Origin of the sequence: Acinetobacter sp. C26M (genome assembly GCF_023702675.1) — a bacterium.
GTDB lineage: Bacteria > Pseudomonadota > Gammaproteobacteria > Pseudomonadales > Moraxellaceae > Acinetobacter.
Map to the genome: position 1 here is coordinate 985368 of NZ_CP098478.1, position 21458 is coordinate 1006825.

Here is a 21458-nt window from a genome sequence, read left to right on the forward strand (position 1 = left end):
AAGTATGATTATATTTATCCTACCACTTCAATCCGACTCGAACCTGACCCAATTGGCTGTACTTGAATTTGTACAGGAATACGCTCATGCATTTCCTGAATATGCGAGATCAACACCACTTTACGCCCTTGGCTTTGTAATTGATCCAGCGCATTCATCACCATATGCAACGAAGAAGCATCCAGCGTCCCAAAGCCCTCATCAATAAATAGTGATTCGATTTTCATTGAACCAGAGGCCATATTGGCAATTGCCAAGGAAATCGCAAGAGCAGTGAGGAAGGACTCACCACCAGAAAGAGAAGCCACTGAACGAGTTTCTCCATCCATATCATGGTCAATGATGGCTAGGCTGAGGGAATTATCCAAACGTTTTAAGGTATAACGCTGTGACAACATGCTGAGTTGTTGGTTGGCATATTCAAGCAGAATATCCAGATTATATTGCTGGGCTAAATCACGGAAATCTTTACCTTTAGAATCACCAATCAAACTGGAAATTTTATTCCAACGGTGTTCCTGTTGCTGAATCTGCTGGATTTGATCTGCAAATTGCTTTTGCTTGGCAACATTTTGCTGATGTAGTTCCAGTTTCAGTTTGAATTGATCACGTTGTTCAGCTTGCTGCTGTAATTTTTCATGATTGAGATGGATGTGCTCAAGCAACTGGTTGTGTTCGATGGGTGGCTGTTGTTGCTGATGTGTCTGTAATTGCTGTTGCAACGTTTTCAATGCAGAGGCGGCCTCATTGAGCAAGCGTTCTGCATGCTGTAGCGATGTTCGAATGTGCTGTTCTTGCTCAGCTCGAATAGCAAGTAAATCAGCTAATAGATGTTCTTCAAATTCAGGATGCTGGTCTAACCAGGCTCGAATTTCAGTCTTGGATTGGACAAGGGTAGCTTGTTGCTGCTGCTGTTGGGCTTTGAGCTGTTCCAGTTCATTTTTCTGCTGTTCAAAGCTTTGACGAGCCTGTTCAAAATGCTGCTTGATCTGCTGGTATTGATTTTGGAGTTGCTGACGCTGTTGATCGTGTTGGTTTAACCATTCATTGGCTTTCAGTTCAGTTAAACCTGTCATTGCCACAATCAATTGATGCGCTGATTCTGTATTTTGTTTACCTTTGAGTTCGGTGTCTTTGAGTTGCTGATTAAACTCGGTATGTTGAGTGATCAAGCTGGTTAAATTGGACTTTAATAGATTCAGTTGCTGTTCAAGCTGCTGCTGTTGTTTGCTGAGTCTTTCAGCTTGTTCAAGCTGTTGAACACGCTGCTGCAAATGTTGTGCGAGCTGTTGAGCAGAGCTTAGCGTTTGCTGCTGCCATAGGTTTTGCTCATCAGTCGTTAGACAATCTACAACATGCTGAATCTGTTGTTGTAATTGCTGTACGCTTTCGAGTTGATAGCGGATATTTTGAATCGTTTGAGTCAGGTGATAGTGATCTTTATTGGCCTGATGTAGTTGCTGTAACTCAATTTCAATCTGCTGTTTGAATTGGGCTGTCTCATTGATGTATTGCTGTTGAACTGTAGTGATTTCAGCATGCGACTGAGTTAAATCTAGCTGGATCTCGAACTGTGCTGCATGTTTGACTAATTCCTGATGTTGCAGCTTGAATTTGTCATCGACTTGTTGCATAGCAGATTGCAATTGCGTCAGTTCAGTACGAATCTGGGTAAATTGCTGCTGTGCGTTTTGCCAAAGCTGAAAGCACTGTTGCTCTTGTTGAATGGCCTGTTGCTCTTGCTGTTGTTGCAGCTCATACAGGGCTTTGGAGAGCTGACTGGCATCATCACGATAGGGGTGTTCAGTGCTGCCACAGACCAGACAGGCTTCACCGTGTTTGAGCTCAGCACGGAGATGTTCAATATTTTCAGCATGTAATAAACGTTGTTGTTGCAACATTTGCTGCAATTTCTCCCGTTCAGTTTTGGCTGACTGGAATTCGACTTCGCTGGTTTGCAGTTGTTGTTCAAGTTGCTGATGTTGTTGCTGTGCACTACTGAGCTTATGGCTTAGTTCATCATGTTCTTTTTTCAGTTCAAAATAATGCTGTAACTTCTGTTGAATCAGGTCCAGTTGATTCAGTCGGGCTTGTTGCTGTTCTCTGAGTTTTTGTTTCTGCTCAAGTTGGCTTTCGATCTGTTGTGGTGTGCCAAATTTTTGAATGAGCTCATTCAATACGATCTGATCTTGTTCAAGCTTGGACTGCGCTTGTTGAATCGAACCTAAATTCTGTTCGACTTTTTGGTATTGCTGAATAAATTGCTGCAGTTGTTGAAGGTATGCATTGAGCCCTTTATCTAAAGTGGAGAATTGTGCACTCTGTTGCAGTTGTTCAGAACAGCTTTGTTGTTGTATGGATAGGTTGCTGCGACTTTGTTCAAATTGCTGCTGTTGCTCAAGCAATGGTTGTTGTTGCGCTTCATTTTGGTTTAAGCGAACTTTGGTTTTCTTATATTCATCGGCAATGTATTCACGTTCCTGTACACATTTACGCACTTGAGTGAGTTCATGCTGATGGTTTTGTTCAAAGCTTTGAAATTGATCTAAGGCCGTTTCCGCTTGGGTATAAGCCGCTTTTTCTTGCTCAAATTGGGTGCTTAAAGCGGTAAAGTTCTGCTGCTTGTGTTGAATCTGAGGTTCAAGCTGTTGCAGTGCTTTTTCCAATTGTTGCTGTTGGAACACAATCGGACGAATACCTGAAAAGGTTTCGAGTTGGTTGAGTCGATTGCGATCTGCTGCCAAAGCCTGATGTGCTTGAATTTGAATGTCATGCTGTTGCTGTTTCAGTGTGATTTCAGTTTCGAGTTTTTGTCGCTGTTCAAACCATTGTTGCTGTTGATTAAGCTGAACTTTGTCGGCTTCCAACTGTTGAACCTGTTGTTGTATCTGCTGAAATTGAGTCTGTAATTCGGCAACTTCTTCATCTGAACGAATTTCTATATGACCTAAAACATTTTCCAGTTGTTTGCGTTGGTTGCTTATTTCACGGGTCTTTTCAAACGCCAGTTGTCCAATTTTGGCAAAAATACTGGAATTGGTCAGATATTCGAGTAATTCACCACGCTCATTATCTCGTGCCTTTAAAAAAGCGGTGACCTCGGACTGTGCCAACAGTACCGCACGGGTGAATTGCTCAAAACTCAGTTGAGTAATTTGTTGAATATGCGCTTCAACCGCTTTGGTTTTATCTGCAATCACCACGCCATCGGTCAGGCATTTGAGTGAGCGTTGTACACTTTGCAGTTTGCCACTGGCATTTTCACGAGCACGTTTAATTTCCCAACGTGCGAGGTAATGTTTCTGGTCTTGTGCTACAAAACACAGTTCAGCAAAACCATGTCCTGTGCCACGACGTAGAACCGTTAAAGGGGAGTTGGTGAGTAGTTCCGAACCATCGACATCTAACAGTTTGCCGTCACTTTCTTTGAGACGGGGAATTTTATTAAATAACGCCAGGCACATGGCATCTAAAATCGTGGATTTACCTGCACCGGTTTTTCCGACAATGGCGATCAGTCCTGCACTGGCCAAAGGCTCAGTTTCAAAATCAATAAAATGTTCATCTGCCAGAGATGCCAAATTTTTCAGTCGAATTGATAAAATTTTCATGGCAGCTCCTTAAACAGTCTGATCATCTTCAAGTTGCTTTTGCGCTTCTGCGACCAAACTCATAAAGTCTTGAGTGACTTCATCATCGGCGTGATAGCCCTTTTTCTCCCAAATTTGCTGAAATAGTTTTTCGGGTGTTGGTGGTTCTAAGCTAATACTTTGCTTACTCTCGGCATTGCTTTCATTGGATAGATATTGTCTGGAAATCCGTACCAGCCGATAACGATCTTTGGGCAAAGCATCTTCAAATTGTTGTCGTAGATTAGGCTGTGGTGGTGTCGCGGTATGATATTCGATATCAACATATTCACGATGCTCAAGATTTTCGATTGGTTCATTTGGCAGATTGCGAAGGCGTTGCATCACTACAGTGAGTTCATCTTTAATTTTATGCAGTTGAATACTTCTGGGGATCGGCAAAGCTTCAAAGTTAAACGAATCTTCACTTTTTGTTGGATCAATTGTGACTTCAACCACTTGGTGATTGTATTTGATCTCGCTAAATGACAGTGGAATCGGTGAGCCGCTATAACGAATATGTGGATGCTGAACTTTTTGTGGTTTATGCAGATGACCCAGTGCTACATAATCAATGCTATCGTCGAACAGAGCTGTAGATAGGGCTTCTTCATTGCCAATAATAATCGGTCGTTCTGAATCGGAGGTTTCCCCACCTTGCATATGCGCATGTGACATCAGAATCAGGGCTTGATCATCGGTTTTACGACGTTTGGCTTCTTCAATTAATTGTTGGTGTAGATAAGCAATCGCATTTTGGCTATTGGTGGTGTGCTCATTAAAACCTGTGATTTCAGCAGAACGTAGGAATGGCAGGGCAATACACCATGCCACAATTTGATTTTGTTCATCATAAATTGGCAAAATTAAACGTTCTAAATCGAGGCTTTTATCTTGATTCCAACGAATCACACCAACCGTTTTAGCATTGTATTTTTCTAATAAAGGCTCGACTTGTTCAATGCGATAACCCGAATCGTGATTGCCTGCAATCATCAAAGTTTGCATATGCGGTGCAAGCTCATGTGCATCGGCAAGGAATTGATAGAGTTGTTTTTGTGCCTGTGAACTCGGATTAATCACATCAAAGATGTCACCTGCAATGAGCAAGGCATGCGGTTGTTTAGTTTTGATCTGCTCAAGTAACCATGCCAGAAATTGTTCATGTTCGTAGTGGCGGGAATGATTATAAAAAAACTGCCCCAAATGCCAGTCAGACGTATGAAAAAAACGCACGGTCATAAATGAATCTAAAAATAAAATAAACCTGAATAAGGTAGCACGTATTCAGGAAGAAGGGAGAGTCTTACTGAGCAGAAAAGCACTACAAGATCCGCCTTGATCATTTTTCAACGATCCTCTAGTTTGATCTGAATGCCATTATTTTAACAATGAGGATAGATAAAATGAGCTTAGGTAAAGTAAGCCGTGAAATCATGGACCAGATTATGCTGATCGGTCTGGATCGTGTGGAAAAACGCAATGCTTTTGATAGCCATATGATTCATGACCTATCTCTGGCACTTACCGAATATGAAAACCAGCCTGAACTACGCTGCGCCGTAATTTTTGCGCATGGCGATCACTTTACTGCAGGCTTAGATCTGGTGGAATTACAGTCCAAAATTTCACAAGGTATTTTTAATTTTGAAGCAGAGCAAATAAATCCGTGGGGAACAGGCGGGCGGCATCGAACTAAACCTGTGGTGGTGGCTGTACAAGGGATTTGTTATACCGCAGGAGTCGAATTAATGCTGAATGCTGATGTGGTGATTGCCAGTGAAAATACGGTCTTTGGTCAGCTTGAAGTGCAACGTGGGATTATGCCTTTTGGCGGTGCAACGGTGCGTTTTGTACAAGCTGCGGGTTGGCAAAAAGCCATGCCTTATTTACTGACGGGTAAAACATTTAATAGCAAAACGGCTTATGAATTAAATCTTGTGTCCGAGGTTGTCGAATCGGGGCAACAACTTGAACGTGCCCTTGAAATTGCCAAAGAAATCTGTGTTTCTGCACCTTTAGCAGTACAGGCATTATTGGCTTCTGCGACTGATGCAGTCGTGGAAGGGCAAACAGTTGCATTTGAAAAAATGAACAATTATTTGATGCCGCTGTTTGTATCGGAAGATGCTCAAGAAGGGGTTCGCGCCATGTTAGAAAAACGTCCACCGCAGTTTAAGGGGCGGTAACAATTTTAATTTAACTTGAGTACGTTATTGCGCATGTTCATCGATTTCGCAAATGCCAAAGGTATTATGATCGAGGTCGATGAAATAGCCTTGCCAGCAGCGGTTCGGGATCGCAAATTTATCCATGGCGATAATCCCACCTAAACTTAAAATTTTAGCTGCCGTTTCATCGAAATTTGCCACCTCTATACTACAGGTAAAGGCATTGGTTCCACATCCTGTTGCTGGGGTTGCTACAGGACGTTGTAATAAACCGCCATGAATTCCTGTGGTTGCGATACGATAATATTCAATCGGTAGGCCTTCTACTTTTTCAAATTGCCAGCCAAATACCGATTGATAAAAGTGAATGTCACGTTGTGGATCTGATGACTGAATTTCAAAATAAATAATGTTGTTCATTCAATCTGCCCTTAATTTTTATAGTTTTAGGATTATTCTAAAGAGATATGAAATTGGAAGATGAGAGATTTATGTAAGCAGCTGCGCATTTTGCGGTTTGATCATAAAATCGCGTTGAATACATTTGAGTAGAGTATAAGAGGTTAATCCTGCATTGATGAAAATTATTAAATTAGCGAATCATCCTGAATTGCGAGAACAGGCTGCAATCTGGTTTTCAGATAAATGGGGGATTCCTGTTGAGGCCTATCGAGACAGCATACAAAGTTCGATTGAACAGCCAGAAGGAATTCCGCAATGGTACGTGATTTTGAATGAACATCAGCACATCATTGCAGGCACTGGGGTGATCGACAATGATTTCCATGAGCGCAAAGATCTCAGTCCAAACCTATGTGCTTTGTTTGTTGATGAGGCTTATCGAAAGCAAAATATCGCCAAACAGCTGCTGGATTTTGCCCGAGTAGAAATGAAAAGTTTAGGCTTTGAAAAGCTTTATCTGGTGACTGACTTAGATGATTTTTATGAAAAATGTGGTTGGACATTTTTAACCATGGTAACTGAAGATGAGGGTGGGCTGATTAAAATGTATGTTGCCGATACCTAATCAAACCCAAATTACAGGCAAATAAAAACCGACGATTCGAGTGATGATAAATCGTCGGTCAAAATCTTTTTCAATGGTTCTGGCTGCTAACACAACCATTGTTAAAGATGGAGAGTCATAATGAAAGGTCACCGAAAACATTGCGGATGCCGTGCAATGTACAATCGGTTGCTGCGACCTTGTACCCTATATAACGCTGCTGGTTGAGGATTGGTTGACATAAAAATGAAAAAAAAGTGAAAAAAATTTATAATTATTTTCTAAAGCCAGTCTAATTAGGTTTATCTTTATGATTTCATTGCGTTTGTACTATCTCTGGTTTTTTATAATTTGTTTTACTGCGACGTTGTTGGCAGGTGTACTGGCAGCTATTTTACCCAATAGTATTGGTGGCGTGCTGACTGCGGTTCCTTATTTAATTGCCATCATTGTTATTTTATTCAAATTTCTCAAGCAACAACGCCGTGCACCGACACCACAGGAACGAAAACGTTTAAGCATCGGCTTTAGTCTGATCTTTTGGGGCTATAATGCATGTGGCTTACTCCTCGGTCTATTTATTTTTGCACGTAAAGATCCCGAAGTTTGGCAGAACTTTTTACTCTATCTGAAACAGCCCCAATTTTTGCTGACAGTATTGGCGATGTGGTTCGTGATTGCTGTACCGTTATTCTTAATTACCTATTGGTTTTATGGATCGCAAGCGCAGAGAATGGCCAATAAAATGTTCAACTAGTTGAACAAAGTTCACTTGTAATTCACTTTCATTCTGCTAAGACTGAGATATCGAGCTGATCAATATCATGCGGGATGAGAGTGCCATGCAAAAACAGACGGTTTTAATCACAGGCGCAAGTGGCTTTATAGGCTCACATTTGTTGCCTTTTTTATTGGAACGACAATATCAAATCATTGCACTGACCCGACAGCCCAATCGGGTTTCTCAGCATTCAGAGTTACGTTGGGTGAGTGATCTTGATCAAATTGAAACGCAACAAATTGATTATGTGATTAATCTGGCTGGTGAAAATATTGGCGCAAAACGCTGGACTGAACAACGTAAGCAGCAATTAATACTCAGCCGTGTTGCGGTGACAGAGCAATTGTATCAATGGCTGGAACAACGGCAAATTTTTCCGAAATGTATTATTTCTGGTTCTGCGATTGGTTATTACGGTATTGATCCACAAGAACAATGGAAGCTTGTTTGTGATGAAAATATAGCACCGCAAGCTATTTTTATGTCTGAACTTTGTCAGAAGTGGGAGCAAACCGCTTTAAAATTTAGTCAACAAAATACCAAGATCATTCGTTTAGGTGTGGTTTTTGGACAGGGCGGGATTTTGCCACAAATGCTGTTACCGATTCGGTTGAATGCGGTTGCAAAAATTGGCTCGGGGCAGCAACCTGTCGTGTGGATTCATATCCAAGATGTACTGAATGCTATAGTTTTTTTGCTGCAATCCAATCACAGCCAAAAGGTGTATAACCTTGTCGCACCTGAACAAATCAATCAACAACAATTCGCTCAAACGGCTGCCCACATTTTAAAGCGCAAACCATTTATGCGAATGCCTAAGTGTGTATTTACATCAATGCTTGGCGAGCAAGCACAGCTTATTTTAAATGGCCAATATGTGATTCCGAAGGCGCTGTTGGAACAGGGCTTTCAATTTCAATACCCAGATTTAAATGTGGCTTTAACTGCAATTTTAGCAAGAAATTAAATCCTGTTGTTTTAAGCGCAGAGGTGAATAAGCATTCGGATCAACCAGCGTATCTTGCCTTAAAATGAGTTGACGCAGTAGACGTGCTGAACCTGAACCCATGCATAGACCATTGCGGAAATGTCCAAAATTGGCCCAAAGATTTTCCAGTTCAGGCATTGCGCCGATATAGGGAATGCCTTGTGGAGAACTTGGACGTAAACCTGCCCAGCGTTTTACAATCGGGAATTGCGCTAATTCAGGCACCATCTCTAAACAAGCGTTGAGAATATCCTGTTGGGTGTGTTCATCCACAGCAGTGCTAAAGCCTGTATCTGCCATGCTTGAACCACAGACGATATGACCATCTTGACGTGGAATCAGATACATCACCCGATTCATACACATGGTTGGCAGCCAGTTTTCAGGGGTTTTAAATAATAGCATTTGCCCTTGTACGGGATGCACGGGGATATTACGTTGAATTTGCTCGGCCCATTGCTGACTCCATGCACCAGACGTAATCACCACATGATCTGCACTAAATTTCTGACCATCTTCGGTTTCAATCGCTTGAACTTTTTTATGTTGAATCATTAATTTTTCAACAGGGCACTGCTCAAAGAAGCGCACGGCAGGATGCTGTTTTAAGTAGCAAATTAACGATTGTAATAAGCGTGGATTACGAACATTTGAGAGTTGTGGGAAATAGATGGCCTGTTGGAATTGTTGGGAAATATAGGGATTAATCTTTTCGAGTGTGGTGCGATTGAGCAACTCGCATTGCTGCATCGGCTCTTGATATCGAGTGGCATAATTCAAGCCAACCTCGAAATCTTCCTGATCGAAAATCAGCATGCCCGTATCGTGGATTTGAAAATCAATGCCAGTGATGGGAAGTAGTTTCTCATTCCAAGTTTGGTAGAGTGATTTCCCGTATTGCGCCAGTTGATTCACTTCGGGTGCATAACGCCAAGGATACATGGGGGAAAGGATACCGCCACCCGCCCATGAGGCCGCTTGACCTGCAAGTTGTTGGTCAAAAATATCGACAGAGCAGCCTTGTTCAGCAAGTTCCAATGCTGACATTAAGCCACTAATACCCGCACCAATGATGGCAATATGCATAACTTTAATTTAAGTGGTTTCTAAGATAAAACGTATCTTGAAATTTGCTACACGGAAGACGTCATTCGCAACCTGCGTGATATACGCTAAAAGAAGTCCTGTTATACATCCTCAATATCAGAAAAATGTAAGAAGTGAACAGGTTTTGCGAATGACAATGGTTTTGCCTACTTTTCCCGAAAGAAAAGTAGGTCGAGCCGAAGGCTAATCCAGAAAATGGATGAGAACTCAACAAGACTCTGGAGTAGATACTATCATTTTCAGATAGATGAAATATAACTTCTATTTCATCTCTTTTAATTTACGTGCTGCATCTTCCGCAAAATACGTCCAAATCCCATCTGCACCTGCGCGACGGCAACACATCAACGATTCTAGAATCACGCTGTCAGAGAGCCAACCATTTTGAATCGCACCCGCAAGCATGGCGTACTCACCACTGACTTGATAAATGAATGTTGGCGCACCAAAAGTATCTTTAACTTCACGAACTACATCGAGATAAGGCATACCCGGTTTGACAATCACCATATCCGCACCTTCTTGCAGATCCAGTGCAATTTCATGCAAGGCTTCGGCACGGTTACCTACGTCCATTTGGTAATTGTATTTATTGCCACCTTTCAGATTGCTGGCAGAACCAACGGCATCACGGAAAGGACCGTAGAAGCTTGAGGCATATTTTGCTGAATAGGCCATGATGTTGGTGTAGATAAAATCGTTTTGCTCTAGTGCTTGACGAATCGCACCGATACGACCATCCATCATGTCACTTGGTGCAATTACATCGGCACCAGCCGCAGCATGACTGAGTGCTTGTTTCACTAAGCATTCAACGGTTTCATCATTGAGTACATAACCCGTGTCATCAATAATACCGTCTTGACCATGCGTGGTATAAGGATCAAGTGCGCCATCAGTAATCAAGACCATCTCTGGTAATTCTTTTTTAAGTAGGCGACAGGTCGTCTGAACCAAGCCATTGTCATCCCAAGCGGCTTCTGCTGTTAAGTTTTTATCTTGTTGTGGTGTGACAGGGAATAAGGCAAGTTTTGAAACCCCGAGTTCAAGTAAGGTTTCTGCTTTTTTAAGTAGTAAATCAGCTGACAAGCGTTGCACATTAGGCATGCTTGGAATGTCTTGGGTTTGTTGCTGTCCTGGTAATACAAACACTGGATAAATCAAATGATTCGCAGTTAAATGAGTTTCGCTGACCATGGCACGAAGTTGGTCATTTTTACGGATACGGCGCATGCGAGTCGCAGGAAAAGCTGGACGATTGAACGTATAAGTCATAACAATCTCGATGTTCAGTATTACACTATAGGAATAATTGAGGTATTAAGTCACGCTAGGGAGAGCTTAGCGCTGTTGCCCAATTACAGAACCCCGCTATTGTAGCCCCATATTTTTAGATTTGTGCAAAATAATGGAAAGTTATTCTTTCCATTGAGTGTAGGCCGCGTATGAATGATGTAAAGAGAAACTGGACTGGGAATATTCAGCTAGGTGCCAAGGCAGACCACCAAGTGGTTTTAAAACAGCTGTGCAAGGCATTCAATGCCTGTCCATTTTTTAAATACAGTGGCATGGTCATGCGAGTGGTCGATGATCAGATTGAAGCGTATTTTGAGATGCAGCCAGAACTAGTGGGGAATGTTGCATTTCAGATTTTACACGGTGGTGTCGCAGCCACGATTCTGGACAGTATTGGTGGAGTGGTTGCGATGGAGCAGCTTTATCGCCGTGCTACCCCAGAAGATTTACCAGATACCATCAAAAAAGTATCGCGTTTAGCGACGGTGGATATGCGGGTCGATTATCTGGCACCAGGACGTGGCAAACATTTTATTGCCCGTGCGGAAACCTTACGTCTAGGTCGTAAAGGTTGCACCATGCGTATGACCATGGTCAATGATGAAGATAAGGCGATTGCAACCGCAATTGCATCTTATGCCTATTAATTTAAATCGCAAGACCTCAGCTGTCTTTTAGGCAGTAGTTTCTGTCCTAAACACGGCTTCCTTTTGTCGCTTTGATATCGTATTTCTATCTAGAATGATTTAAGTGTCAGAAAAGGGAGCTTCATTGTGGCAAAGCCAATCCATCATTTCGATTTTCTCAGCCATAATCGTGCAGCTTGGGATCAGCAAGCGAGAGAGCAGCAAGCTTGGTCGCGACCTGTCGACCATGAACTGATTCACGCAGCTCGTCATGGTGATTGGGAGGTACATATCACGCCAAGACCATTATCCAAAACATGGCTTGGTGATATTGTCGGAAAAAACATCTTGTGCTTAGCCTCTGCAGGTGGGCAACAAGCACCTGTGTTGGCGGCTGCGGGTGCGAATGTCACGGTCTTTGATCTTTCTGATCAACAATTACAGCAAGACCGAATGGTTGCTGAACGGGAAGGGCTTCAGCTCAAGACTGTACAAGGAGATATGTGTGATTTGCAGGCATTTCAGGATGCTGAATTTGATCTGATCATCCAACCGATTTCAAACCTGTATGTTGCTGATGTCCAAGCGGTATGGCGGGAATGCTATCGGGTACTCAAACCGCAAGGGGTTTTGATCGCCAGTTTTTATAATCCTGTGGTTTTTATTGCAGATCGCAATCCTGAATATGCCAAACAGGGGCTGATTCATCCGATTTATAAATTACCTTATTCCGATCTTCAAGATCTGAGTGCAGATGTACTCAATGCCAAGATGCAAGCAGGTGAGGCGGTGGTGTTTGGACATAGCCTCACGGATTTAATTCAGGGACAATTGGCCGCAGGTTTTCTTATTCAAAGCTTTTATGAAGATGATCAACCACAACCACGTTTTTTGGTAGATCAATTTATGCCGACCTTTTTAGCAACACGGGCGATTAAAAATTAATGGCCTATCTTCCTTAAAATATGATTCGATGAGTCTGGTTGGGGTGCAAATATTTTCACCTCAATTGGCTTCATCATCTTGCAATAGAGTAATCCCCAAATAATTCCCAAACTGGATAAAGATCTGGAAAAAGTGGATAGAGTCCAGCCATAAATCAAGCTTCAATCATGAAAAGGTTTTTATGGATTGAAGGAGATAAAAATGGCTCCACGTAATATTGCAGAATGGCAAGATTTCATCACAGGATGTTTGGATTTTCGCCCGAAAGAGGGTGTATTTCGTATCGCACGCGAGATGTTCACAGAAGCTGAGCTTTTCGATTTGGAAATGGAATTGATCTTTGAAAAAGTTTGGATCTATGCCTGCCACGAAAGTGAAATTCCCAACAATCATGATTTTTTAACTGTTCAGATTGGACGCCAACCGCTGATTATTAGCCGTGATGGTCAAGGTCAATTACATGCCATGGTCAATGCCTGTGAGCATCGTGGTGCGACCTTAACCCGTGTGGCTAAAGGTAATCAATCCACCTTTACCTGTCCATTCCATGCTTGGTGTTATAAGTCTGATGGCCGTTTGGTCAAGGTCAAAGCACCTGCGGAATATTGTGAAGATTTTGATAAGTCGAGTCGTGGACTAAAACAGGGACGCATTGCCAGTTATCGTGGTTTTGTTTTTGTTAGTCTGGACACACAAGCCACCGATCACCTTGAAGACTTTTTGGGGGATGCCAAAGTATTCCTCGATTTAATGGTTGAGCAATCACCTACAGGTGAGCTGGAAGTCCTGCAAGGCAAGTCTGCCTATACCTTTGCAGGAAACTGGAAGCTGCAAAATGAAAATGGTCTGGATGGCTATCACGTCAGTACTGTGCACTATAACTATGTCTCAACCGTACAACATCGCCAACAGGTCAATGCAGCCAAAGGCGATGATCTGGATACCTTGGATTACAGCAAATTAGGAGCAGGTGATAACCAAACCGATGATGGTTGGTTCAGTTTTAAAAACGGTCACAGTGTCTTATTTAGTGACATGCCAAATCCAGCCGTGCGTCCTGGCTATGACACGGTGATGCCTTATCTGCTGGAAAAATATGGTGCTAAGCGTGCTGAATGGGCGATGCATCGACTAAGAAATCTAAACCTCTATCCAAGCTTATTCTTCATGGATCAAATCAGTTCTCAACTGCGGATTGTCCGTCCTGTGGCATGGAATAAAACCGAAGTGATCAGCCAATGTTTGGCGGTGAAAGGAGAGTCGACTGAAGCGCGTCGTAACCGCATTCGCCAGTTTGAAGACTTTTTCAATGTCTCTGGCTTAGGTACACCTGATGATCTGGTGGAATTCCGTGAGCAGCAAAAAGGCTTCCAAGCGCGTTTGGAGCGTTGGAGTGATATTTCCCGTGGACAGCATAAATGGTGTTATGAGCTGACGCAGAATGCACAGGATTTAGGGATTCAACCTGTGATCACGGGTCGTGAACTGACGCATGAAGGCTTGTATGTCAATCAACATGGTCAATGGCAGCGCTTAATGCTGGATGGCTTAAATCGCAAGGCCTTAAAAATGCAGGATATTACCTACCAGTTAGATACGGTGACAGAGGAGGTCTAAGCCATGACTGCTGAATTACATTTTGCTGTTTCACAATTTTTATATCAGAAATCTGAGTTGTGTGATCGCTATGATTGGGACGCTTATCTGGAACTTTATGATGAAGATAGTGAATATCACATTCCGCAATGGATTGATGATCATCGTTATGTAGAAGATCCGAATCAGGGCCTGTCTTATATCTATTATGCTGATCGCTCAGGTCTGGAAGATCGCGTATTTCGTATCCGTACGGGCAAAGCGGCATCAGCCACGCCATTACCCCGCACGCAGCACAGCATTCAAAATGTACAGGTCAAAACCCTGCAAGATGGCTTGATTGAAGCCAAAGTTGGCTGGAGTACTTTATATAACCGTCAAGGTCTGGAAGGTTGTTTCTATGGACATGCCACTTATCTGCTAAGACCCACAGCGGAAGGATTTCGTATTCGCCGTCAGCACACGATTTTGCTGAATGACAAAATTGATTCGGTCTTAGATTTTTATCATGTTTAAGGGAGCATCATGATGGGACATTCAGTTGCACTTAATTTTGCCGATGGAAAGACCTTTTTTATTTCAGTTCAAGAGGATGAGTTACTGTTGAATGCCGCAATTCGTCAGGGCATCAATTTACCCTTGGATTGTCGTGAGGGCGTGTGCGGGACCTGTCAGGGCCAGTGTGAAACAGGCGTTTATGAACAGGAATATGTCGATGAAGATGCACTGAGCGAGCGTGATTTGGCTGAGCGTAAAATGCTCGCCTGCCAAACGCGGGTCAAATCCAATGCTGCTTTTTATTTTGATCACAGCTCCGAGATGTGCCATGCAGGTGAAACCTTAAAAATTGCCAGCAAAGTGACCAAGCTTGAACTGGTGTCCGAGACCACCGCCATCCTGCATGTCGATGCCAGTTCACATGCCAAGCAACTTGAGTTTCTGCCGGGTCAATACGCCCGCTTGCAAATCCCTGAGACAGAGGATTGGCGTTCTTATTCTTTTGCCAATCGCCCCAATCCAGACAATCAACTGCAATTTTTAATTCGTTTATTGCCTGATGGGGTGATGAGTAATTATTTACGTGAACGCTGCCAAGTCGGTCAGACCATTATGATGGAAGCGCCTTTGGGCAGTTTCTATTTGCGTGAAGTGCAACGACCGTTGGTGTTTATTGCAGGTGGCACAGGTCTATCCGCCTTTTTAGGCATGTTAGACAATATTGCCGAGCAAGCGAATGCCCCTACAATCCAGCTGTATTACGGGGTTAATCAGGAAGCCGACCTCTGTGAGCAGTCTCGTTTACAGGCCTATGCTGAACGGATGCCTAATTTTAACTATCAACCTATCATTACCCAAGCCTCAGATCGTTGGCTGGGAAAAACAGGTTATATCCATCAGCATTTGAATCGGGATCAATTGGCGGAACAAGCTTTTGATATGTATTTATGTGGACCACCACCGATGATTGAAGCAGTTAAAAGCTGGCTGGATGATCAAGCATTAAGTAATTACCGTCTCTATAGCGAGAAGTTTTTACAAAGTAATAGCGTACGTACTGCGCTAAGCGCTTAACAGAAAAAAGGATGGAACATCGTAATGACCATCCTTTTTTCTCATCTAATCAAAAACACCATCCTCAGAATTTAAATATGGGATGTATGAAGTAAGACAATCCTAAAGGAGAGATTGGCTCAAGCTTTTTTATTTATCTAACAAACAAAATTTTAACAGAATTTGCTTTTAAGGGAATAAAGATGAAGACAGTTGATGTTAATACAGTAATCAATCGTGATAGCTTATCGCCACTGCAATGGCTGGTATTTACACTGGGTTTCTTGGTATTTTTTTGTGATGGTTTAGATACCGGGATTATTGGTTTTATCGCGCCTGCCTTACTGGATGATTGGGGCATCAGCAAACCAGAATTGGCACCTGTGCTCAGTGCCGCGTTGGTGGGAATGTCGATTGGTGCAATTATTTCTGGACCATTGGCAGATCGGTTTGGACGCAAAGGGGTGATTGTGTTCACGACCTTATTATTTTCAGTATTTACGATTCTATGTGGTTTTGCTTCTTCCACGCAGGACTTGATGATTTACCGCTTTATTACCGGTGTGGGCTTGGGTGCTGCCATGCCAAATATCAGTACCATCGTTTCAGAATATATGCCTGCGAAACGTAAAGCCTTTCTGACTGGGTTAGCAGGTTGTGGGTTTATGTTGGGGATTTCCTGTGGTGGTCTATTGTCTGCCTATTTACTGGAAAATCTCAGTTGGGCCAAAGTGGTGATTTTGGGTGGCATTATTCCCTTGTTCCTCGTGGCGGTGTTATTAGTGAAATTACCAGAATCAGTCCCGTATCTGATTAAACGAGAGCAGCAAGCCAAAGCGCAACAGATTCTGGCAAAGATTCAAGGTTATGCATTTACCGATACTGTTAAAATCGAGTTGCCACACCTTGACGTGGATCGCAGTGAAAGCCCAGTGAAAACAGTTTTGGGCAAATATCTGTGGGGCTCTGTGATGTTATGGCTGTGCTGTTTTATGAGCCTGTTAGTGTTCTACTTGCTGACCAGTTGGATGCCAACCATTTTAAAAACCGCAGGTTTTAGCACACAGCAGTTTAGTTTAATTGCCGCGATTTTCCCTTTTGGTGGGGTGATAGGTGCTGTCATCATGGGCTGGTATATGGATAAACTGAATCCAACTCAGGTGATTAAATATGCTTACCTGACTGCATTTATCATGTTTATCATTGCGGGCTTTGTCAGTTCCAGTATCCTATTGCTTGGCATCAGTATTTTCCTGATCGGTGCATTACTGACAGGGGCGCAATCATCACTGCTACCTTTGGCGGCATTGTTTTATCCATCACAGTGTCGTGCGGTAGGGGTGTCATGGATGCATGGGATTGGCCGAGTGGGTGCTATCTTTGGGGCATTCTTTGGTTCTTACATCTTTACCTATGAGATCAGTCTTGGTGGAATTTTCTATCTGCTGGCCTTGCCAACGTTTATTGCTTTTATTGCTCTAAGTTTAAAAGCCATGCGTCAGAACAATAAAGCCAATCCAGTGTTAAGCACGAGTTAATAGATAAAAGCCCAGTACACAAAGACTGGGCTTTTTATGTTTAAGATCGTTCAATCTGCTTTATTTCGGGTCTCACTGGGTTTTTCACCAAATTCATCTTTATAGTCTTGAGCAAAACGGCTGAGATGATTAAAGCCCCAGTCATAGGCTAGTTTTGAAATTGAGATTTTCTGCTGCTTATCAGCACGACTCAAGGTTTTATAAATTTGCTGCAACCGATATTTGCGTAAATAGGCCATTGGACTCAGGCCATAATACTGCTGAAATTCTTCATAGAGTTTGGATTTAGACACACCTGCCAAAATGTGGAGACTTTCGGCATTTAGGGCTTCATGGGCATGCTGAATGATAAAGTTTTTTACTTTGCGCAGGTATGCAGGCTCTCCTCGTTTGCAGCGTTCATGTAGCGCCGCAGAATAATTATTTTCCTGAGACAGCAGTAAGGCCTTAATTACAAAATTTTCATAGTCTTCCGAAAACATGGGTAGGCCAGAAAAGTCCGCATAGTGGGATTTAAGCTGCAAAAAGTTTTCAATATTGTGCCACCATGCCTTCATCAGACCAGTCACCGACAGGGAAATTTCAGGGTTAAAGACGATGGCTTCTTCAATCGGATGATTGAGGAGTTCGGACAGGACCAGTTGCAGGCTGTTTTCAGGAATCACCACCTGAAATTTTTGACAGTCCTGATTAATGATCAAGTCCTGTAAGTCCTGATTAGAGACAATTAAACCCGTTTGTGCATCGGACTGGTACTTCGCGCCACGGATACTCAGCGTTTGTTTGCCGCGAAAGGGCAGGCTGATGCTATAGGCTTTCAGATTGGCAATATTGATGGCGACATTGGCTCCATAACTGATGGTTCCGATCGCCATTTTTTTATGCGGTAAACGAATCCCGTCATAATGAAAATCGAGTGTTTCTCGACATAGGGTATCCAAGCGGTGTTCACCACAGATCATTGACATCAGATCTTGAGCAAAATCGGCCTGATGCGAATGATGGATAAGATCCATGTTTTGGCTGAGTGATGTCATCGTCCTTTCACCTAGCTAGTGTTTGTTGTTTTAGCAGCAAGAAAAATGCCATTCTGATCCATAAATGACCGTGCTTTTCTCGCGTGGAAGAATGGGTTACTTCACAAAAATCAATATTCCACCTAAGTTCATTAGAACAAATTCAGCCAAATACACAAGTCTATTCCACATATATCTTCATGCTTTATAGGTATGTTTAGTGTCGTTGCATCAAGGGGGGCGTGAAGTTCACTCGCTTAGCATCCAAACTTTAAGTTTCTTATCAGTATTAAAATATCAATTTATAAGAATTGAACGCATCAGTTATATTTTTTATTCTCGTCATATGATTTTTTATCGTTAAAATGCGAAATAATTTTTTATCCGTGTTTTGCACTTTGGTTTTTTAACATTCAGTTAAGTTTTCAAACATAGACTGATCGGCTGATTAAACCAAAAGTTAAAAAGTCTCTTTAATTTTCAGGAATAACCTATGACTGACGCCCAAGCCAATCCACAGGATGCTACTGTAAATTCGGCATCAGATGATGCAATGAAAGCAAAACGTAAAAAGTTTCTCGGATTTTTCGCACTCATTCTCATTCTCGCTGCAATTCTGTATGGCATTTGGGCGTTATTCTTTAACCATTTGGTCAGTACTGATAATGCTTATGTCGGTGCAGAAACTGCACAAATTACCTCAATGGTCAGTGGGCAGGTGGCAGAAGTACTAGTTAAAGAGACACAACAAGTCAAACAAGGCGATGTGTTGGTGCGTATTGATGAACGTGATGCCAAGATTCAATTGGCTCAGGCGCAGGCAGAACTTGCTAAAGCGCAACGTCAATACAAACAAAGCCAAGCCAACAGCAGTTCTTTGAATTCTCAGGTTGTCGTCCGTAACGATGAAATTACCAGTGCACAAGCACAAGTGACCAAAGCACAAGCTGATTACGATCGCGCTGCATTAGAGCTTAAACGCCGTAATGAACTGGCTGCGACAGGTGCAATTTCTAAAGAAGAATTGAGTAAGGCGCAAAGTGCGGTTTCAACTGCAAAAGCAAGTCTGGATTTGGCTCAAGCTGGTTTGGCACAAGCAACATCAAGCCGTAAAGCGGCTGAAAGTACCTTTGCTGCCAATGAGGCCTTGATTCAAGGGGTGAATGAAGCATCAACGCCTGATGTGTTGGTGGCGAAAGCACATGTAGAACAGGCCACATTGGACTTAGAACGTACGGTGATTCGTGCGCCTGTTGATGGTGTCATCGCACGCCGTAATATTCAGATTGGACAAAGGGTTGCGCCAGGTACGGTGATGATGTCTGTGGTACCAGTCTCTGCACTGTATGTTGATGCCAACTACAAAGAAAGCCAATTGGCGAAAGTCAAAGCAGGGCAGAAAGTAACTTTACGTTCTGACTTATATGGTGATGACGTGGTTTATCACGGTACGGTACAAGGTTTCTCAGGCGGTACAGGTGCAGCATTTGCTCTGATTCCTGCGCAAAATGCCACAGGAAACTGGATTAAAGTGGTACAGCGTTTACCTGTGCGTATCAACCTTGATCCGAAAGAACTTGCAGAACATCCATTGCGTGTAGGGTTGTCGATGCAAGCGGATATTGATCTCGCATCGAAGTAATCAGCCATGAAAACGCAAAATCCATTTGCAGAACTTAGTGGCGGGCGCTTACTGCTTGCCGCCTTTGTGATCGCGCTTTCAAATTTTATGGTGGTACTGGATACCACCATTGCCAACGTGTCTGTCCCTCATATTACAGGAAATTTAGCGGTTTCTAGTTCTCAAGGGACATGGGTCATTACTTCTTATGCTGTTGCTGAGGCAATTTGTGTCCCTTTAACCGGTTGGTTGGCTGGACGCTTTGGCACAGTGCGCGTGTTTGTTTTTGGGCTGATTGGATTCACTATCTTTTCCTTCCTGTGTGGTTTGGCGACTTCGCTCGAAATGCTGGTATTTTTCCGTATCGGACAAGGTCTCTGTGGTGGCCCACTCATGCCACTGAGCCAAACACTATTGATGCGGATTTTCCCACCTGAAAAACATGCGCAGGCAATGGGCCTCTGGGCGATGACCACGGTGATTGGACCGATTCTTGGACCTATCCTTGGCGGACTCATCAGTGACAATCTGTCTTGGCACTGGATTTTCTTTATCAATATTCCTGTGGGTATTTTCTGTGTTTTAGCAGCGATACGTTTGTTGTCTGTGGCTGAAACTAAAACTGAAAAACTGCGGATTGATGCGATTGGTCTAGGTCTGTTGGTACTCTGGATTGGCGCACTACAATTGATGCTCGATCTGGGGCATGAACGAGACTGGTTTAATAGCAGCAGTATTATCATGCTGGCCTTGATTGCTGTGGTTGGCTTTATTGTCTTTATGATTTGGGAACTGACTGAAAAACACCCCGTGGTCAATCTGTATGTATTCCGTCATCGAGGCTTCGCCGTTTCCGTACTGGCGCTGGCTTTTGGCTTTGGTTCCTTCTTTGGCAGTATCGTGTTAATACCACAATGGCTCCAGATGAATTTGGGCTATACCGCCACATGGGCAGGTTATCTCACTGCTACCATGGGCTTTGGTAGTCTGACCATGTCGCCAATTGTGGCCAAACTGTCGACCAAATATGACCCACGTGCCTTGGCCAGTTTTGGTTTGGCTCTGCTCGGTGTTGTGACTTTGATGCGTGCCTTCTGGGTCACTGATGCGGACTTTATGTCTTTGGCTTGGCCGCAAATCTTGCAAGGTTTTGCAGTGCCTTTCTTCTTTATTCCGCTGTCAAATATTGCAATGGGCTCAGTCTTGCCGCAAGAAATGGCATCAGCCGCAGGTTTGATGAACTTCTTGAGAACCATGGCAGGGGCGATTGGTGCTTCAATCGCAGTTACCATATGGGATGATCATGCCAAAGTGGCACGTAGTGAAATGGTGAATAACTTGCATCCACAAGAAGTACAAAATACTTTATTGCAAAATGGATTCTCCTCTGATGCGACGCTCGCCACGATTGCCAATCTGGTGGATAAAGAGGCAATTACTATGTCTGCCAATCATGTGTTTATGTTATTGGCGATTGTGTTTGTCTTTGCCAGTGCCCTGATCTGGATGAGCCCAAAACCGAAACCTGTGGCTGGTGGACCAGCACCACATTAAAGTAAATAGGCGCTTGAAAAAGTAAGTTCCGCA

The 21458-nt window shown here is 43.0% G+C and carries 18 protein-coding genes; 12 read left to right on the top strand and 6 right to left on the bottom strand.

The window, feature by feature from the left end; all coding sequences use genetic code 11:
- Window positions 1-14: 14 nt before the first annotated feature.
- Window positions 15-3611, bottom strand: a complete 3597-nt coding sequence (locus NDN11_RS04620) for an AAA family ATPase (protein ID WP_251110893.1) — start codon at window positions 3609-3611, stop codon at window positions 15-17.
- Between the two features lie 9 nt (window positions 3612-3620).
- Window positions 3621-4871, bottom strand: coding sequence for an exonuclease SbcCD subunit D (locus tag NDN11_RS04625; RefSeq protein ID WP_251110894.1), 1251 nt, complete (start codon window positions 4869-4871; stop codon window positions 3621-3623).
- Window positions 4872-5035: 164 nt separating this feature from the next.
- On the opposite strand from NDN11_RS04625, the gene NDN11_RS04630 reads away from it, so the two are divergent.
- The gene (locus NDN11_RS04630; RefSeq protein ID WP_251110895.1) at window positions 5036-5818 is read left to right on the top strand and encodes a crotonase/enoyl-CoA hydratase family protein; all 783 of its coding nucleotides are present in this window, start codon (window positions 5036-5038) and stop codon (window positions 5816-5818) included.
- 24 nt (window positions 5819-5842) lie between these two features.
- On the opposite strand, the gene NDN11_RS04635 is transcribed toward NDN11_RS04630, so the two are convergent.
- A complete protein-coding gene (locus tag NDN11_RS04635; protein WP_251110896.1) occupies window positions 5843-6220 on the bottom strand; it encodes a VOC family protein in 378 nt (125 codons plus the stop codon).
- Window positions 6221-6377: 157 nt separating this feature from the next.
- On the opposite strand from NDN11_RS04635, the gene NDN11_RS04640 reads away from it, so the two are divergent.
- The 3 genes from NDN11_RS04640 to NDN11_RS04650 all read left to right on the top strand — a co-directional run bounded on the left by NDN11_RS04640 (window position 6378) and on the right by NDN11_RS04650 (window position 8554).
- Complete coding sequence (locus NDN11_RS04640) at window positions 6378-6827, top strand: GNAT family N-acetyltransferase (protein ID WP_251110897.1); 450 nt, start codon at window positions 6378-6380, stop codon at window positions 6825-6827.
- Between the two features lie 289 nt (window positions 6828-7116).
- Window positions 7117-7563 carry an ABZJ_00895 family protein gene (locus tag NDN11_RS04645; RefSeq protein WP_251110898.1) on the top strand — a complete coding sequence of 149 codons (447 nt, stop codon included), beginning with the start codon at window positions 7117-7119 and terminating at the stop codon, window positions 7561-7563.
- A gap of 85 nt (window positions 7564-7648) precedes the next feature.
- Complete coding sequence (locus NDN11_RS04650) at window positions 7649-8554, top strand: TIGR01777 family oxidoreductase (RefSeq protein WP_251110899.1); 906 nt, start codon at window positions 7649-7651, stop codon at window positions 8552-8554.
- On the opposite strand, the gene thiO is transcribed toward NDN11_RS04650, so the two are convergent.
- Together thiO and hemB are read right to left on the bottom strand one after the other, a co-directional pair.
- Window positions 8540-9661 (bottom strand): glycine oxidase ThiO, encoded by a 1122-nt coding sequence (gene thiO / locus NDN11_RS04655; RefSeq protein WP_251110900.1) that lies wholly within the window; start codon window positions 9659-9661, stop codon window positions 8540-8542. The genes NDN11_RS04650 and thiO overlap by 15 nt on opposite strands.
- A 282-nt stretch (window positions 9662-9943) precedes the next feature.
- Entirely contained in the window at window positions 9944-10957 is a 1014-nt protein-coding gene (gene hemB / locus NDN11_RS04660) for a porphobilinogen synthase (RefSeq protein WP_251110901.1), read from the bottom strand.
- Window positions 10958-11127: 170 nt separating this feature from the next.
- Here hemB and NDN11_RS04665 point away from each other — a divergent pair, with 170 nt between their 5' ends.
- The 6 genes from NDN11_RS04665 to NDN11_RS04690 all read left to right on the top strand — a co-directional run bounded on the left by NDN11_RS04665 (window position 11128) and on the right by NDN11_RS04690 (window position 17234).
- On the top strand, window positions 11128-11625 hold the full coding sequence (locus NDN11_RS04665; RefSeq protein ID WP_167248043.1) for a thioesterase family protein: 498 nt from the start codon (window positions 11128-11130) through the stop codon (window positions 11623-11625).
- Between the two features lie 126 nt (window positions 11626-11751).
- The gene (locus NDN11_RS04670) at window positions 11752-12549 is read left to right on the top strand and encodes a class I SAM-dependent methyltransferase (RefSeq protein WP_251110902.1); all 798 of its coding nucleotides are present in this window, start codon (window positions 11752-11754) and stop codon (window positions 12547-12549) included.
- A gap of 201 nt (window positions 12550-12750) precedes the next feature.
- Entirely contained in the window at window positions 12751-14166 is a 1416-nt protein-coding gene (gene antA, locus NDN11_RS04675) for an anthranilate 1,2-dioxygenase large subunit (RefSeq protein ID WP_251110903.1), read from the top strand.
- A 3-nt stretch (window positions 14167-14169) separates the two neighbouring features.
- Window positions 14170-14661: an anthranilate 1,2-dioxygenase small subunit gene (antB, locus tag NDN11_RS04680; RefSeq protein WP_070074476.1), complete on the top strand. Its 492-nt coding sequence runs from the start codon at window positions 14170-14172 to the stop codon at window positions 14659-14661.
- A 6-nt stretch (window positions 14662-14667) separates the two neighbouring features.
- Window positions 14668-15717, top strand: coding sequence for an anthranilate 1,2-dioxygenase electron transfer component AntC (antC, locus tag NDN11_RS04685; protein WP_251111491.1), 1050 nt, complete (start codon window positions 14668-14670; stop codon window positions 15715-15717).
- A 182-nt stretch (window positions 15718-15899) separates the two neighbouring features.
- Window positions 15900-17234: an MFS transporter gene (locus NDN11_RS04690; protein ID WP_251110904.1), complete on the top strand. Its 1335-nt coding sequence runs from the start codon at window positions 15900-15902 to the stop codon at window positions 17232-17234.
- 50 nt (window positions 17235-17284) lie between these two features.
- Here NDN11_RS04690 and NDN11_RS04695 read toward each other — a convergent pair whose 3' ends face one another.
- Complete coding sequence (locus tag NDN11_RS04695) at window positions 17285-18271, bottom strand: AraC family transcriptional regulator (RefSeq protein ID WP_251110905.1); 987 nt, start codon at window positions 18269-18271, stop codon at window positions 17285-17287.
- A 472-nt stretch (window positions 18272-18743) separates the two neighbouring features.
- Here NDN11_RS04695 and NDN11_RS04700 point away from each other — a divergent pair, with 472 nt between their 5' ends.
- The gene (locus tag NDN11_RS04700; protein ID WP_251110906.1) at window positions 18744-19892 is read left to right on the top strand and encodes an HlyD family secretion protein; all 1149 of its coding nucleotides are present in this window, start codon (window positions 18744-18746) and stop codon (window positions 19890-19892) included.
- Window positions 19893-19898: 6 nt separating this feature from the next.
- Window positions 19899-21425, top strand: a complete 1527-nt coding sequence (locus NDN11_RS04705) for a DHA2 family efflux MFS transporter permease subunit (RefSeq protein ID WP_251110907.1) — start codon at window positions 19899-19901, stop codon at window positions 21423-21425.
- The last annotated feature ends 33 nt before the right edge of the window (window positions 21426-21458 follow it).

Excerpts from the sequence above, each read along its gene's own strand:
- NDN11_RS04620 (WP_251110893.1), bottom strand. The coding sequence starts at position 3,611 with ATGAAAATTTTATCAATTCGACTGAAAAATTTGGCATCTCTGGCAGAT.
- NDN11_RS04625 (WP_251110894.1), bottom strand. The coding sequence starts at position 4,871 with ATGACCGTGCGTTTTTTTCATACGTCTGACTGGCATTTGGGGCAGTTT.
- NDN11_RS04630 (WP_251110895.1), top strand. The coding sequence starts at position 5,036 with ATGAGCTTAGGTAAAGTAAGCCGTGAAATCATGGACCAGATTATGCTG.
- NDN11_RS04635 (WP_251110896.1), bottom strand. The coding sequence starts at position 6,220 with ATGAACAACATTATTTATTTTGAAATTCAGTCATCAGATCCACAACGT.
- NDN11_RS04640 (WP_251110897.1), top strand. The coding sequence starts at position 6,378 with ATGAAAATTATTAAATTAGCGAATCATCCTGAATTGCGAGAACAGGCT.
- NDN11_RS04645 (WP_251110898.1), top strand. The coding sequence starts at position 7,117 with ATGATTTCATTGCGTTTGTACTATCTCTGGTTTTTTATAATTTGTTTT.
- NDN11_RS04650 (WP_251110899.1), top strand. The coding sequence starts at position 7,649 with ATGCAAAAACAGACGGTTTTAATCACAGGCGCAAGTGGCTTTATAGGC.
- thiO (WP_251110900.1), bottom strand. The coding sequence starts at position 9,661 with ATGCATATTGCCATCATTGGTGCGGGTATTAGTGGCTTAATGTCAGCA.
- hemB (WP_251110901.1), bottom strand. The coding sequence starts at position 10,957 with ATGACTTATACGTTCAATCGTCCAGCTTTTCCTGCGACTCGCATGCGC.
- NDN11_RS04665 (WP_167248043.1), top strand. The coding sequence starts at position 11,128 with ATGAATGATGTAAAGAGAAACTGGACTGGGAATATTCAGCTAGGTGCC.
- antA (WP_251110903.1), top strand. The coding sequence starts at position 12,751 with ATGGCTCCACGTAATATTGCAGAATGGCAAGATTTCATCACAGGATGT.
- antB (WP_070074476.1), top strand. The coding sequence starts at position 14,170 with ATGACTGCTGAATTACATTTTGCTGTTTCACAATTTTTATATCAGAAA.
- NDN11_RS04690 (WP_251110904.1), top strand. The coding sequence starts at position 15,900 with ATGAAGACAGTTGATGTTAATACAGTAATCAATCGTGATAGCTTATCG.
- NDN11_RS04695 (WP_251110905.1), bottom strand. The coding sequence starts at position 18,271 with ATGACATCACTCAGCCAAAACATGGATCTTATCCATCATTCGCATCAG.
- NDN11_RS04700 (WP_251110906.1), top strand. The coding sequence starts at position 18,744 with ATGACTGACGCCCAAGCCAATCCACAGGATGCTACTGTAAATTCGGCA.
- NDN11_RS04705 (WP_251110907.1), top strand. The coding sequence starts at position 19,899 with ATGAAAACGCAAAATCCATTTGCAGAACTTAGTGGCGGGCGCTTACTG.